Source organism: Streptomyces sp. SID13666 (assembly GCF_010548325.1).
Classification (GTDB): Bacteria; Actinomycetota; Actinomycetes; order Streptomycetales; family Streptomycetaceae; genus Actinacidiphila; species Actinacidiphila fildesensis.
Genome location: NZ_JAAGLX010000038.1, coordinates 13,373 through 26,811, shown reverse-complemented (window position 1 = coordinate 26,811; position 13,439 = coordinate 13,373). Strand labels below are relative to the sequence as shown.

Here is a 13,439-nt window from a genome sequence, read left to right as displayed (position 1 = left end):
GACCGGTACATGCTTCCGCTGCGCGGCGAGCGGCGCCGGGACGACACGGGTCGGCACGCTGCGCCCGCGTGAGGGCGGCGACTATCCCGTCTGGGCCTGTGCCGAGTGCCTGCCCGCCGCGCCGGACCCCGACTACTGCTTCTTCGTGCCGGCGACTTCCTGCACCGCGGCGTCACCGGCGTTCCGCTTGACGGAGTCCACCCCGTTCATCGCGCCGGACGTGGACTCGTACGCCTCACCCACCGCGATGATCTCGCCGTTGCCCGCCTTGAGATGGAACCTCCACTTGTCGGCCTTGTCCTGGTAGACCTCGAACTCACCGGCTACTGCGAACACCTCGTTCCGTTGCGTCCCTGGCGTCCTTGCGAAGACGAGAGATATCCGCAAAGTACGACGTACCGGGACCACCCGCCACCGTAGCCCGCGGCCCTGGAGCGGCTCAGCGGAACGGCTCAGCGGCGCGGCGTTCCCGACAGTGCGGCGGAACGGTTCCGCAGCGGGACGCGGGCCACATCGCGGAGCAGGACGAGCAGGGCCATGTCGTCGGCCGGCCGGCCGCCGGTGTGCCGCAGGGCCGCGGCGCTCAGCGCGCGGGCGAAGGGCGCGGCGGCCAGTGCGCCGCCGATCCACGCGGTGGCGGCCGCGGCCGCCACGGCTTCGGGGAGCGGGAAGAACGTCCCGGACGCGTTGCGGGCGTCCTGCAGCCCGTCGGTGTAGAGCACCAGGGCCTGGCCGGGCAGCAGCGCGCCGCGATGGGCCGGCGCCGCCCGGTCGCCGTCGTCCAACAGGCCCAGCGGGGGCAGCGGTTCCCCCACCGCGAGCGGCCGCGGGCGCTCGCCGGTCGCGTACGGCCCGGTCACAAAGGGCTGCGGATGACCGCAGTTGACCGTCTCCAGCTTCCCGTCGTCGCCCAGCTGCACCAACAGCAGGGTGACGAACTCCTCGGCGACCGGGTTCTGCGACTCGGTGTCCGCCACCGCCGGGTGCTCCGCGCACGAACGCTGCCGCAGATGGCGGTGGAGCGAGCGGTCCAGCCGGGACAGCACCCCGGTCAGCTCGGGCTCGTCGTGCGCGGCCTCCCGGAAGCTGCCGAGCAGCGCGGCGACCGAGTCGATCGCGGCCAGCCCATGGCCCCGGACATCACCGAGCACCGCGCGCAGCCCGTACGGCGTGGCCAGCACCTCGTACAGGTCGCCGCCGACCCGCGCGCCCAGGCTCGCGGAGAGGTACTCGCCCGCCACCGCATAGCCGTTCACCCGCGGCGGCAGCGGCCGCAGCAGCACCCGCTGGGCGGCGACGGCGATCTCCCGGGTGCGCTCCAGCTCCGCCGCCAGCACCGCCCGGCGGCCGGCCATCCAGAAACACAGCGCCACCACGGCGAGCACCGCCACCCCGGTGCCGAGCCGCTCCTGCACCTCACGGACGCCCTGGCCCACCAGCCCCGCCACCAGCGCCACGAGCGCGATGACACCGCTGACCAGTACACACTGCCGCTGACCGCTGCCCACGCACGCGATGGCGGGCGCCACGGCGAGCGCCGGCAGCGGGCTCACCCCGTCGGGCGCCACCACCGCGACCACCAGCACCAGCGCGATCCAGACACCGGGCAGCACGTACATCAGCACGGCCGGGGTGCCGTACGGCACCCCGAGAACTGCTCTGATACGGATCATCCCGCCGGCTCCCCCTCGCAGCCGTTTGGCGCGGTCGGCGACGGAACCGCCCCCACAGGGATCGGGCCCCCGCGTCGCGACCGATTCTGTCGATCCGTGCACCTCCCACGACACCCAGCCCTGCAGAATCACCCGATCGAGCGAAGAAACCTCCGCACGGGGACAAGCGCTTACCCATAATCGATACTTCTGCCGCTCATACGATCCATCTCTTCGACTTCTGCTCGATGGCGTCGCACCATGGGAGAGGAGAAACCAATCGACCAGTGACCCAACCGAAGAGAGCGAGCGACCATGACCACCACACGCGAAGCCGCCGCACAACCGGAGGACCTGGCCCGGCTGTTCGTGGAGCGGGCGAACGCGGGCGACGCCGAGGGAGTCGCCGCGCTCTACGAGCCGGACGCCGTGCTGGGGTTCCCGCTCGGCAGCGAGACCGTCGGCCGGGAGGCGATCCGCGGCGTCATCGAGCAACTGCTGCGGCAGGCACCGCGCTTCACGCTGGAGGAGTCGCTGCCCACCCTGGTCAACGGCGATCTGGCGCTGACCGCCACCCGGTCCGCCGACGGGACCGGCGGCCGCGCCCAGGTGGCGCGCCGCCAGCCGGACGGCAGCTGGCTGCGCATCCTGGACCGGCCCGAATCCCGTGAGCGATGACCGTACGACCGTGCCCCCCGCCGGGCCCGGACCGACGAATGGGGCGCACCCGGAGATCCGGGTGCGCCCCATCGGCGTTCGGTCAGGCCCGAAGGGCCGCTGTCACGCGCCGCGCAGCACCGCGCCGGTGGCCGCGGTGGCCGCGGCGACGGCGGCGTCGCGGGCGGCGGTCGTCTCCTCGGCCGTCAGCGTGCGGTCGGCGGCCCGGAAGCGCAGGGCGTAGGCCAGGGACTTCTTGCCCTCGCCGACCTGCTCGCCGGTGTAGATGTCGAACAGCCGCAGCGATTCCAGCAGTTCACCGGCACCGGTGCGCAGTGCGGCCTCCACCTCGGCTGCCGGTACGGACGCGTCGGTGATCAGGGCGACGTCCTGGGTGGCCACCGGGAAGGTGGACACCCGGGGTGCCGGCACCGGTCCGGAGGACGCCCGCTCCACGCGGTCCAGGTCGAGCTCCATCGCGGAGGTCTGGTCCGGCAGGTGCAGCGCCTTGACGACCCGCGGGTGCAGTTCACCGGCATGGCCGACGAGGAGCTCCTCACCGTCCACGACGGCGAGCAGCGCCGCGCAGCGGCCCGGGTGGAACGGGGCGTGCTGGTCCTGGCGGACGATCAGCTCGACCCCCGCCTCGCGGGCGACCGTGCGGCCGGCCTCGATGGCGTCCGCCCAGCTCGCGGCGGTGCCCTTGCCCCACCAGCCGGCCTGCTCGCGCGCGCCGGACAGGGCGACGGCGACCCGGCGCGGCTGCTCGGGCAGCGCGGCGTTCAGGGCCGCGATCTCCTCGTCGGTGGGCCGGCGGTCGACCGGCAGCCGCGGCGGCGCCGGCTCGGCGCCGGTGGGCCGGAAGACCAGACCGGTCTCGAACAGGGCCAGGTCGTGCGAGCCCCGTCCGATGTTGCGGCGCAGCGTGGCCAGCAGCCCCGGCAGCAGCGTCGTGCGCATCGCCGGTTCCTCGTCGGAGAGCGGGTTGACGAGCTTGACGGTGCGGCGGCGCGGGTCGTCCGCCTCCAGGCCGAGCTGGTCGAAGGCGGCCTCGCCGAGGAACGGCGTGTTCTGCACCTCGACGTAGCCGGCTCCGGCCAGCGCCCGGCCGGTCCGGCGGCGCAGCTGCTGCGATCCGGTCAGACCGCGGCCGGACGGCAGCTTGGGCAGCGTCGACGGCAGGTTCTCGTACCCCTCGAGCCGGATGACCTCTTCCGCGAGGTCGTTCGGGTCGGTGAGGTCCGGGCGCCAGCTGGGCACGGTGACGACGAGCTCGTCGGAGCCGTAGACGTCACAGCCGACCTGCTGCAGCCGGCGCACCACGGTCTCGCGGCCGTACTCGGTGCCCGCGACGCGGTCCGGGTGGTCGGCCGGGATGGAGATGGTGCGCGGCGCGGACGGGGAGATGATCTCCGTGACGCCGGCCTCCGCGGTGCCGCCCGCGAGCAGCACCAGCAGGTCGGCGGTGCGCTGTGCGGCGGCCGAGGTGGTCTGCGGGTCGGTGCCGCGCTCGAAGCGCTTGGACGCCTCGGAGGACAGCTTGTGCCGGCGGGCGGTGCGGGCGATGGCGACCGGCTCGAAGTGCGCGGCCTCGATGACGACGTCGGTGGTGCCGCGCACCTCGCCCGTCGTCTCGTCGCGGACCGCGTCCCCGATCTCGGTGTTGGCCCCGCCCATGACACCGGCCAGGCCGATCACACCGCTGTTGTCGGTGATCACCAGGTCCTCGGCGTCCAGCACCCGCTGGGCGCCGTCGAGCGTGGTGAGCTTCTCGCCGGGCTGTGCGCGGCGGACGCCGATCGGTCCGTCGACCCGGGTCCTGTCGTAGGCGTGCAGCGGCTGGCCGAGCTCGAGCATCACGTAGTTGGTGACGTCCACGGCCAGGCTGATCGGCCGCATGCCGGCTTTCTGCAGCCGGCGCTGCAGCCAGATCGGGGAGCGGGCCTCGGGGTCCAGGCCGACCACGGTGCGGGCGGTGAAGCGGTCGCAGCCGAACGGGTCGCCGACCTGGACCGGGTAGCCGAACGCGTTCGGCGGCGGCACGTCGAGGAGCGCGGGGTCGCTGAGCGAGATCCCGTAGGCGATGGCGGTCTCGCGGGCGACACCGCGCATCGACAGGCAGTAGCCCCGGTCCGGGGTGACGGCGATGTCGAGCACCTCGTCGACGAGCTCCAGCAGCGCGATCGCGTCGGTGCCGGCCTCGTGCTCCGGCGGGAGCACGATGATGCCGTCGTGGTCGTCGCCCATGCCCAGCTCGGCGGCCGAGCAGATCATGCCGTGCGAGGTCCTGCCGTACGTCTTGCGTGCGGCGATCTTGAAGTCGCCGGGCAGCGTCGCGCCGGGCAGTACGACGACGACCTTGTCGCCGACGGCGAAGTTCCGGGCGCCGCAGACGATCTCCTGCGGCTCACCGGTGCCGTTGGCGGTGCCGACGTCGACCGTGCAGAAGCGGATCGGCTTCTTGAAGCCCTCCAGCTCCTCGATGGTGAGGACCTTGCCGACCACCAGCGGGCCGGTGAGGCCGGCGCCGAGCTGCTCGACGGTCTCGACCTCGAGGCCGGAGGAAATGAGCTTGGCCTGGACGTCACGGCCGGTTTCGCCGGCGGGCAGGTCGACGTACTCCCGCAGCCAAGAAAGCGGGATCCGCATCAGATCTCCATCCCGAACGGAAGGGTGAAACGCACGTCACCCTCGATGATGTCTCGCATGTCCGCGATGTTGTGACGGAACATCAGCAACCGCTCGATGCCGAAACCGAACGCGAAACCGCTGTACTTCCGGGGGTCGACGCCGCACGCGGTGAGCACCCGCGGGTTGACCATGCCGCAGCCGCCCAGCTCGATCCAGCCCTCGGAGGAGCAGGTCCGGCAGGGGCGGTCCGGGTTGACGGCCGACTCGCCGCGGCACGCGAAGCACTGCATGTCCATCTCGGCGGACGGCTCGGTGAACGGGAAGTACGCGGGCCGCAGCCGGGTGGTGAGGCCACTGCCGAACAGCGCACGGACCATGTGGTCCAGCGTGCCCTTGAGATCGGCCATGGTCAGGCCCTCGTCGATGGCGAGCAGCTCGACCTGGGCGAAGACCGGGGTGTGCGTGGCGTCCAGCTCGTCGGTCCGGTAGACCCGGCCGGGGCAGATCACGTAGACCGGCGGCTCGCGGTCGATCATCGAACGGATCTGCACCGGGGAGGTGTGCGTGCGCAGCACCACACCCGACTCCGCGGAGTCCCCGTCGGAGCCGCCGGCCAGCGGCTGGACGAAGAAGGTGTCCTGCATCTCGCGGGCCGGGTGGTCCGGCGGGAAGTTCAGGGCGTCGAAGTTGAACCACTCGGCCTCGATCTCGGGGCCTTCGGCGACCTCGTAGCCCATGGCCACGAAGATGTCCTCGATGCGGTCCGAGAGCGTGGTGAGCGGGTGCCGGGCACCGGCCGGGACCCGGTCGTAGGGCAGCGTGACGTCCACTGCCTCCTCGACCAGCACCCGGGCGTCGCGCTCGGCCTCCAGCTCGGCCTGGCGGGCGGCCAGCGCCTTGTTCACCCCGCCGCGGGCCTGGCCGACGCGCTTGCCGGCCTCCGCCTTCGCGTGCGGCGGCAGCGCGCCGATCTCACGGTTCGCGAGGGCGAGCGGCGACCGGTCACCGGTGTGTGCCACCTTGACCTCGCGCAGCTCGTCGAGGCCGGCGGCCGCGGCGATGGCGGCGAGCGCCTCGTCCCGCATGCGCTCGATCTCTTCGGGTTTCAGTGCCTCGACCTCGACAGGGTCGTACGACTTGTTCGGTGCCGACATCTCTTCCCGTTCCGAATTGGGTGCTGTGAGCGGCCTGCCCGACCGGACACATGCCAAGGGTCGAGTCTACTGGGGCCGCGCTGATTGGCCGGTCACGCCCATCGGACCGAGCAGGGCCATGGCTCAGGCCATGAACGCCGGCGCCCCGACGGGCAGAATAAATCGGAACTGGGCGCCGCCGCCGGGAGCCCGGCCGACCGCGATCGTCCCGCCGTGCGCCTCGACGATGCCCTTGACGATGTACAGGCCCAGGCCGGTGCCGCCGCGCTTGCTCCCCCGCCAGAAGCGGGTGAAGACGCGGCTCATCGACTCCTCGGGGATGCCGGGGCCCTCGTCGCTCACCGTCAGTGCCGTACCTTCCGCGCGGTCCTTGTCGGGGGCGCCCAGAACGGCGGGTGCCACCTCGATGGTGACCTGTCCCTCGCCGTGCCGCACCGCATTTTCCAGCAGGTTGCCGAGGATCTGGTCGATCTTGTCGGGATCGGCCCACAGGGCGGGCAGCGGCTGGGTGACGTCGACCCGGAAGCGCTCCCTGGACTGCCCGGCGGCCACATGCGAGTCCACATGCCGCTGGACCATCGCGGCGATGTCGACCGGCTGGCGGCGCACCTCCAGGCGGCCGGAGTCGATCCGGGAGATGTCGAGCAGCTCGGCGATCAGCCGGGTGACGCGGTTGGCGTCCTGGTCGACGGTCTCCAGCATCAGTTTCTTCTGGTCGTCGGTGAACCGCTCCCACTTGGCCAGCAGCGTCGCGGTGAAGCCCTTGACCGAGGTGAGGGGCGAGCGCAGCTCGTGCGCGACGGTGGCGATCAGCTCGGCGTGACTGCGCTCGGTACGGCGCCGCGCCTCGGTGCCGCGCAGGGCGACGACGAGCCGGCGGACCGGACCGGTCGGGTGGGTGCGCACATAGCGCGCGGAGACCAGCACCTCACGGCCGCCGGGCAGCAGCAGATTCCGTTCCGGCTGGCCCACCCTGATCGCGAGCCCCTGGTACGGGTCGGTCAGCGACCACCAGCGGCGGCCTTCGAGGTCCTCCAGCGGCAGCGCCCGCTCGATCGGGGCGCCCAGCACATCGGCCGGGTGCAGCGCGGTGATCCGGGCGGCGGCGGAGTTGAAGCAGATGACCCGGCCGTCCTCGTCCGCGACGACGAGTCCGTCGGGAAGGTCGTCCGGTGTGAGTCCGTACTCGCCCAGGCCCGCCGCCCAGCCGGCGAGCATGGCAGGCGTGGTGCTCTCGGTAGCCGCGACGTCCATCTCCGCACCCCCCTTCTCAGGGCCCCCGGGCCGCAACCCTACTAGCTGGATGTGACGGAGCGGCACCCTCCGGGCGCACGCTGCGCCCGGGCGGAGGCATAGAGGCACACCGCGGCGGCCGTCGCGAGGTTGAGACTTTCGGCCTTGCCGTGGATCGGGACGCGCACCACCTCGTCCGCGAGTGCGCGGGTCTCCTCCGGCAGTCCCCAGGCCTCGTTGCCGAAGATCCAGCCGGTGGGGCCGCCCATGGTGCCCTCGTCGAGTTCGGCGTCCAGGTCCCGTACACCGGCGCCGTCGGCGGCGACCAGCCGCACTCCGGCCGCGCGCAGACCGGCGACGGCCTTCTCGACGGGCACTCCGACGGCGACGGGCAGATGGAAGAGACTGCCGACCGAGGCACGCACGCACTTGGGGTTGTACAGATCGACGGAGGCGTCGGTGAGGATCACCGCGTCGGCCCCGGCCGCGTCCGCGCAGCGCAGCACGGTCCCGGCGTTGCCGGGGTCCCGGACGTGCGCGAGGACCGCGACGAGCTTCGGGGCGGACGCCAGGATCTCCTCGAACGGGGAGTCCAGGAAGCGGCAGATGCCGACGATGCCCTGCGGGGTGACGGTGTCGGAGATCTCGGCGACGACCTCGTCGGCCGCGGTGAGCACCGGGGCGCCGATCGCGCGGGCGGCCGCGACGATGTCGGCATGCCGCTCGGCGGCCTCGAGGGTCGCGTACAGCTCGATGAGCGTCCGCCCGGCGGCGCCGCCGGGGTGGCTGATGGCCTCCCTGACCGCCTGCGGGCCCTCGGCGATGAACCGTCGCTCCTTGCCGCGGAAGCTGCGCTTGGCCAGGCGGTGGGCCGCGGTGACACGCGGGGATCGCAAGGAGGTCAGCTCGGGCTCGGGGCTCGCCATGGGGAGTGCTCGCTTCTGGGGTGGATCCGGGAGGTGACGTAGTCCCTGGGCGCCGGGACAGCACACGGACCCGCAGGCTCAGCCTGCGGGTCCGGGGACTGCGTGGGGGTCACTCGGGGCGACCCCGGCAGCACCCCGTCGCGTCGTTCTCAGGCGGCCTTGGGCGCGTTGACGTCCGTGGGCAGCGCCTTCTTGGCGACCTCGACCAGCGCGGCGAAGGCGTTGGGGTCGTTGACGGCCAGCTCGGCGAGGATCTTGCGGTCCACCTCGATGTTGGCGGCGTTCAGACCCTGGATGAGGCGGTTGTACGTCATGTCGTTCTGGCGGGCAGCGGCGTTGATGCGCTGGATCCACAGACGACGGAAGTCGCCCTTGCGCTTCTTGCGGTCGTTGAAGTTGTAGACCAGGGAGTGGGTGACCTGCTCCTTGGCCTTGCGGTACAGGCGCGAACGCTGACCGCGGTAACCCTTCGCCGCTTCGAGGATTGCCCTGCGCTTCTTGTGGGCGTTTACAGCCCTCTTGACGCGTGCCACTTGATAACTCCTTGTAGGGGACCGCGGGGGGACTCACGCGGCCCGAAAGCGATGGGATCCCGGTTGGACGTCGCGCCCCTCGTTGTCCTCACGGACGATGGGGCGCGGCCGTCACAGACCGAGAAGCTTCTTGATCTTCTTGGTGTCGGCCTTGGCGAGCTGGACCGTGCCGGCGAGGCGGCGCGTCTTGCTCGACGGCTTGTGCTCGAGCAGGTGACGACGGCCGGCGCGCTCACGCATGATCTTGCCGCTGCCGGTGACCTTGAAGCGCTTGCTGGCACCGCTGTGCGTCTTGTTCTTCGGCATGTCGCCGTAGTCTCCTCGTCGCTGGCCCTCCCGTCCGCAACAGGTGCGGACGGAGAGCGTCAGTACTGTCTTCCATCCCGGAACGGTGCCCCGGGGCCTTACGCGGTCTCAGTTGTCCTCGACCGGCTTGTCGGCAGGCTTCTCGGCCGATTCCTCGGCCGCCTCGACGACCGGCGCCTCGGCGGACTCCTCGGAACCCTCGGAGTTCTCGACGGTGCCGTCGAAGGACTCGTCGTGCTCTTCCGACTCGTCGTCGGAGCCGTAACCCTGACGCTCGGCCTTGCGAACGGCCGCTGCCTCGCGGGCTTCGGCCATCGCTTCGGTCTTCTTCTTGTGAGGACCGAGAACCATGATCATGTTTCGGCCGTCCTGCTTCGGATTCGACTCGATGAAGCCGAGTTCCTCCACGTCGGACGCCAGTCGCTGCAGCAGCCGGAAGCCCAGCTCGGGGCGGGACTGCTCGCGACCACGGAACATGATCGTGATCTTGACCTTGTCGCCCTGCTTCAGGAAGCGGACGACGTGGCCCTTCTTGGTGTCGTAGTCGTGCGGGTCGATCTTCGGCCGGAGTTTCATCTCCTTGATGACCGTGTGCGCCTGGTTCTTGCGCGCCTCACGGGCCTTCATGGCCGATTCGTACTTGAACTTCCCGTAGTCCATGAGCTTGCACACGGGCGGACGTGCGGTCGCTGCGACCTCGACCAGGTCGAGGTCGTATTCCTGCGCAAGCTCCAGGGCCTTGGCAAGCGGCACGATGCCGACCTGCTCACCACTGGGACCGACGAGTCGCACCTCGGGGACGCGAATGCGGTCGTTGATGCGAGGCTCGACGATGCGGGGCTCGGCGCTGATGGGGCCTCCTCGGTTGCACCACGCGGCCGCCTGGCGGACAGCCACGTAACGTCTGTGTCGTCCGACCCCTGCACGAGGAACGCAAAAAACGCCCCATACAGGTCACAGGCAGGGCTCCTCAAAACCGGGAGCACCGCCACGGAACACCGCGGGGCGCATCGGGCAGCACGTGCCTCACTTCGGTGTCCGGAAGAACCATCCACCGAAGAACGCTGCCTGACCGGACCCGCCAACCTCTCGGTCGGTCGGGTGGGAGATCGGAGCCTCCACTTGTGGGCCGGGCACAGGTGTGTCCGGCCGGTCGATTTGCAAGCATACCAGTGACCTGGGGAAGCCCGTAATCGGCGGGATCGTACCCGTCGACATCCGGCTGTGTCGCGGTCGCCTATCGTGAGGCCCATGAGTGACGAGAACCAGAACCCCGACTTCGACGCGATGACCCGCGACATCGCGGACGTCCCCGCCGTCGAGGTCATCACGACGGTGGCGGTCCACCTGATGAGCGCGGCGGCCGTCAACCTGGGCCTCGCCGAGGAGGGCCCGGAGCACAAGGACCTGGACGAGGCCCGGAAGCTGATCACCGCGCTGGCCGGCCTGGTCACCGCCGGCGCGCCGGAGATCAGCACTTACCACGCCGCCCCGCTCAAGGACGGTCTGAAGTCGCTGCAGCTGGCCTTCCGCGAGGCTTCCCTGGTGCCGGACGAGCCCGGCCACGGGCCCGGCGAGAAGCTCACGGGTCCCGTCTACAGCTGAACCGAAGCCGGGCGCGCCGCCCCGGGTCGCGTCAGGCAGGCTCCGGCCGTTCCGTCCCGGCGTCCCCGGCGGCATCGTCGACCTGGTCGGCGAGGTCGTCCACCCGGAGGCCGCCGTGCCGCGCGGCCGTCGGCGGGTGGGTCACATGGTGCACCAGAGCCGCCAGCGCGCCGCCGATCAGCGGCGCCACGATGAACAGCCACAGCTGCGACAGCGCGGCCCCGCCCGCGAACAGGGCGGGGCCGAGGCTGCGCGCCGGGTTCACCGAGGTCCCGGTCAGCGGGATGCCGACCAGGTGGATCGCGGCCAGCACCAGGCCGATCGGCAGGCCGTCGAAGCCGAACACCGCCACCTTGTGCGTGACCGAGAGCACTACGAACACCAGCAGGAACGTCAGCACCACCTCGACGACGAACGCGCCGCCGATGTTGATGCCGACCGCGGACCGGCTGCCGTAGCCGTTGGTGCCGAACGCCCCGCTGGTCTTCAGCCCCGGCACCTGCTTGGCCACCAGGAAGAGCAGCGCGGCGCCCGCGATGCCGCCCAGCAGCTGGGCGATCCAGTACTCGACGGCCGTCCTGACGCTGACGCGCCCGGCGACCAGCATGCCGAGGGTGACGGCCGGGTTCACATGGCAGCCGGAGATCGGGCCGAGCGCGTAGGCCAGCGCCAGCAGCGTGAAGCCGAAGGCGAGGGCGATGCCGAGGGTGCCGATGTACTCGCCCGCCAGCACCGCGGATCCGACGGCGAAGAAGACCAGCAGCAGCGTTCCCAGGAATTCACAGGTCACTGTCCGCTTGTCCATGGGGCCTCCTGGCGTCGATTACTGCCCGTATGCGTGCGCTGTCGGTCTGCTCTCGCATTCTCGGCCCCATGACCACATCGCACACTTCGGCAGAGAGTGGGGCCTACCGGATGTCACCCGGCCGTCGGCCGGACCGGTCCGCTCAACGCGTGAAGAGCGGCTCGCCCGACACCTCGGCATCCGGCCCCAGCAGCGCGAGGTCGAGCCCGCGGACCAGCCGGGACCGCAACACCTCGTCGGCCGACAGGGCGGTAGCGATCCGCCGGGCCACCTCGGCCACGGCCGCGTCCGGGGCGAGGACCAGGCCGAGGGTGCCGTCCGAGGTGCCCGCCGGGGAGAGATACGCGCGCAGCACACCCGGTTCGGCGGCGACGGCCGCGCGCAGCGCGCCGAGCACCTCCGGATCACCGAGCGGATCCACGTGCTCGCGCCCCAGGGCGACGGCGCGCAGCGCCGGGCCGGTGAGGGCGTACGGGGCCGGGCCCGCCATGTCGATCAGCAGGGTGTCGGCCTTCTCGTGCGCGAGGGCCTGGAGCGCCTGGTGCAGCGGGACCGCGACCGGCCGGGCGTCGGGGCGCCAGCGGGCGAGGGATTCCACCGAGGTGAAGGCGGGCAGCGCCCGCCGTCCGTCGGCGGCCTGGATCGTGGGCACCGCCATGTCGCTGGTCTTCTCGCGGCGCAGGCCGTCAGGGCCGGTCTCCACCTCGCCCAGTACGGCCACCACGGGGACCAGCAGACGGGCGCCGGGCAGCGCGGCGAGTACACCGGGCTCGGCCCGGCTGTCGTCGGCGTAGGCGGCGAGTGCGGTGGCCAGCGCCGCGTCGGCCGAACCGTCGTCGTCGGCGAAGCCCGGGTCGGGGATATTCTTGAGTGACACGCTGGGCAGCGTATCGGGACCCGATCGGCAGCCGTCGACGGGCTCGTACGGCCCGCTTTCTCACGGCTTGTTCATCCGTGTCTCAGCGTGCCCGCAGGTTCGATTCCAATGCTGGTGGGAATGCGACCTCACAACCGGCACCGGACCCGTCATACCGGCCGCACCGTCATCATCGCGACCATCGCGGCCGTCGTACTGGCGGGCGGCGGGGTGGTGGCGGGCGTCCGCGCGATGGCGCGGCCGCCGGCCCAGGCACACGTGCGGCCGGCCGCCTCCTCCGACGCGGCGCAGCCGGCCGGGGAGGGTGGGGAGAGCGTGCAGACCGGGGCATCCGCGGCGGACCGCGACCAGGAGCTGAGCGACGCGCTCGGCACCATGGCCGACGCGACCGACGCCGACTTCTCCGTCGCTGTGCTGGACACCGCGTCCGGCGCGCAGGCGGTGTACGGGGACGGGACGTACGACACGGCGAGCATCGTCAAGGTCGACATCCTCGCGGCGCTGCTGCTGACGGCGCAGGACGCCGGGCGCGGTCTCACCGCCGGGGAGAAGGCGAACGCCACCGTCATGATCGAGCAGAGCGACAACGACGCGGCGACCGCGCTCTGGCACTCCGTCGGCCGCGCGGACGGTCTCGCCGAGGCCAACGAACGCCTCGGGCTGACCGGGACCGAGGGCGGCGACGGCGACCTGTGGGGGCTCACCAGGACCACGGCCGCCGACCAACTGCGGCTACTGCAGGCCGTGTTCGGTGACGACTCACCGCTGGAGGCCGCCTCGCGAACGTATCTGCAGGGGCTGATGGGGCGGATATCCGACGGCCAGGACTGGGGCGTCACGGCCGCGGCGGTGCCGGCCTCCGACACCGCGCTCAAGAACGGCTGGCTGCAGCGCAGCACGACCGGGCTGTGGGACATCAACAGCATCGGCCAGGTCGCCACGGACCGGAGCACCTATCTCGTCGCGGTCCTGAGCAGTGGGAACACCACTCAGGCCGCGGGGATCGCGCTGGCCGAGGACGTCGCGCAGGCGGCGGTCGGGGCGTTCGAGTAGGGATCGT

At 71.6% G+C, this 13,439-nt stretch carries 14 protein-coding genes; 3 read left to right on the top strand and 11 right to left on the bottom strand.

The genetic code is table 11. The annotated features are described in order from the left end of the window. Positions 1–132 precede the first annotated feature (132 nt). Positions 133–336, bottom strand: a complete 204-nt coding sequence (locus G3I60_RS33570) for a YegP family protein (RefSeq protein ID WP_164297054.1) — start codon at positions 334–336, stop codon at positions 133–135. A 116-nt stretch (positions 337–452) separates the two neighbouring features. Next, positions 453–1,673 carry a PP2C family protein-serine/threonine phosphatase gene (locus G3I60_RS33565; RefSeq protein WP_239070590.1) on the bottom strand — a complete coding sequence of 407 codons (1,221 nt, stop codon included), beginning with the start codon at positions 1,671–1,673 and terminating at the stop codon, positions 453–455. A gap of 294 nt (positions 1,674–1,967) precedes the next feature. Here G3I60_RS33565 and G3I60_RS33560 point away from each other — a divergent pair, with 294 nt between their 5' ends. Continuing rightward, on the top strand, positions 1,968–2,330 hold the full coding sequence (locus tag G3I60_RS33560) for a nuclear transport factor 2 family protein (RefSeq protein ID WP_138354856.1): 363 nt from the start codon (positions 1,968–1,970) through the stop codon (positions 2,328–2,330). 102 nt (positions 2,331–2,432) lie between these two features. Here the strand turns inward: G3I60_RS33560 and pheT are convergent, their stop codons facing one another. From pheT to infC, 7 genes are all read right to left on the bottom strand, one after another. Next, positions 2,433–4,958 (bottom strand): phenylalanine--tRNA ligase subunit beta, encoded by a 2,526-nt coding sequence (gene pheT, locus G3I60_RS33555; protein ID WP_164297058.1) that lies wholly within the window; start codon positions 4,956–4,958, stop codon positions 2,433–2,435. Beyond that, positions 4,958–6,094 carry a phenylalanine--tRNA ligase subunit alpha gene (gene pheS / locus G3I60_RS33550; protein ID WP_164297060.1) on the bottom strand — a complete coding sequence of 379 codons (1,137 nt, stop codon included), beginning with the start codon at positions 6,092–6,094 and terminating at the stop codon, positions 4,958–4,960. Before pheS ends, pheT begins: the two co-directional genes overlap by 1 nt. 123 nt (positions 6,095–6,217) lie before the next feature. Beyond that, on the bottom strand, positions 6,218–7,312 hold the full coding sequence (locus tag G3I60_RS33545) for an ATP-binding protein (protein WP_138354875.1): 1,095 nt from the start codon (positions 7,310–7,312) through the stop codon (positions 6,218–6,220). Positions 7,313–7,389: 77 nt separating this feature from the next. Further along, the gene (locus tag G3I60_RS33540) at positions 7,390–8,253 is read right to left on the bottom strand and encodes an RNA methyltransferase (RefSeq protein ID WP_164297062.1); all 864 of its coding nucleotides are present in this window, start codon (positions 8,251–8,253) and stop codon (positions 7,390–7,392) included. Between the two features lie 149 nt (positions 8,254–8,402). Then, a complete protein-coding gene (gene rplT / locus G3I60_RS33535) occupies positions 8,403–8,786 on the bottom strand; it encodes a 50S ribosomal protein L20 (RefSeq protein WP_138354852.1) in 384 nt (127 codons plus the stop codon). A gap of 111 nt (positions 8,787–8,897) precedes the next feature. Further along, positions 8,898–9,092: a 50S ribosomal protein L35 gene (rpmI, locus tag G3I60_RS33530; protein WP_138354851.1), complete on the bottom strand. Its 195-nt coding sequence runs from the start codon at positions 9,090–9,092 to the stop codon at positions 8,898–8,900. A gap of 108 nt (positions 9,093–9,200) precedes the next feature. After that, a complete protein-coding gene (gene infC / locus G3I60_RS33525) occupies positions 9,201–9,944 on the bottom strand; it encodes a translation initiation factor IF-3 (RefSeq protein ID WP_244809812.1) in 744 nt (247 codons plus the stop codon). A 399-nt stretch (positions 9,945–10,343) separates the two neighbouring features. Here infC and G3I60_RS33520 point away from each other — a divergent pair, with 399 nt between their 5' ends. Then, positions 10,344–10,697 (top strand): DUF1844 domain-containing protein, encoded by a 354-nt coding sequence (locus G3I60_RS33520; RefSeq protein ID WP_138354849.1) that lies wholly within the window; start codon positions 10,344–10,346, stop codon positions 10,695–10,697. Between the two features lie 31 nt (positions 10,698–10,728). Here G3I60_RS33520 and G3I60_RS33515 read toward each other — a convergent pair whose 3' ends face one another. Then, on the bottom strand, positions 10,729–11,502 hold the full coding sequence (locus G3I60_RS33515; protein ID WP_138354848.1) for an MIP family channel protein: 774 nt from the start codon (positions 11,500–11,502) through the stop codon (positions 10,729–10,731). Between the two features lie 142 nt (positions 11,503–11,644). After that, positions 11,645–12,379 (bottom strand): SseB family protein, encoded by a 735-nt coding sequence (locus tag G3I60_RS33510; protein WP_138354847.1) that lies wholly within the window; start codon positions 12,377–12,379, stop codon positions 11,645–11,647. A gap of 120 nt (positions 12,380–12,499) precedes the next feature. Between G3I60_RS33510 and G3I60_RS33505 the strand changes: the two genes are divergently transcribed. Next, positions 12,500–13,432: a serine hydrolase gene (locus G3I60_RS33505; RefSeq protein ID WP_203674521.1), complete on the top strand. Its 933-nt coding sequence runs from the start codon at positions 12,500–12,502 to the stop codon at positions 13,430–13,432. The last annotated feature ends 7 nt before the right edge of the window (positions 13,433–13,439 follow it).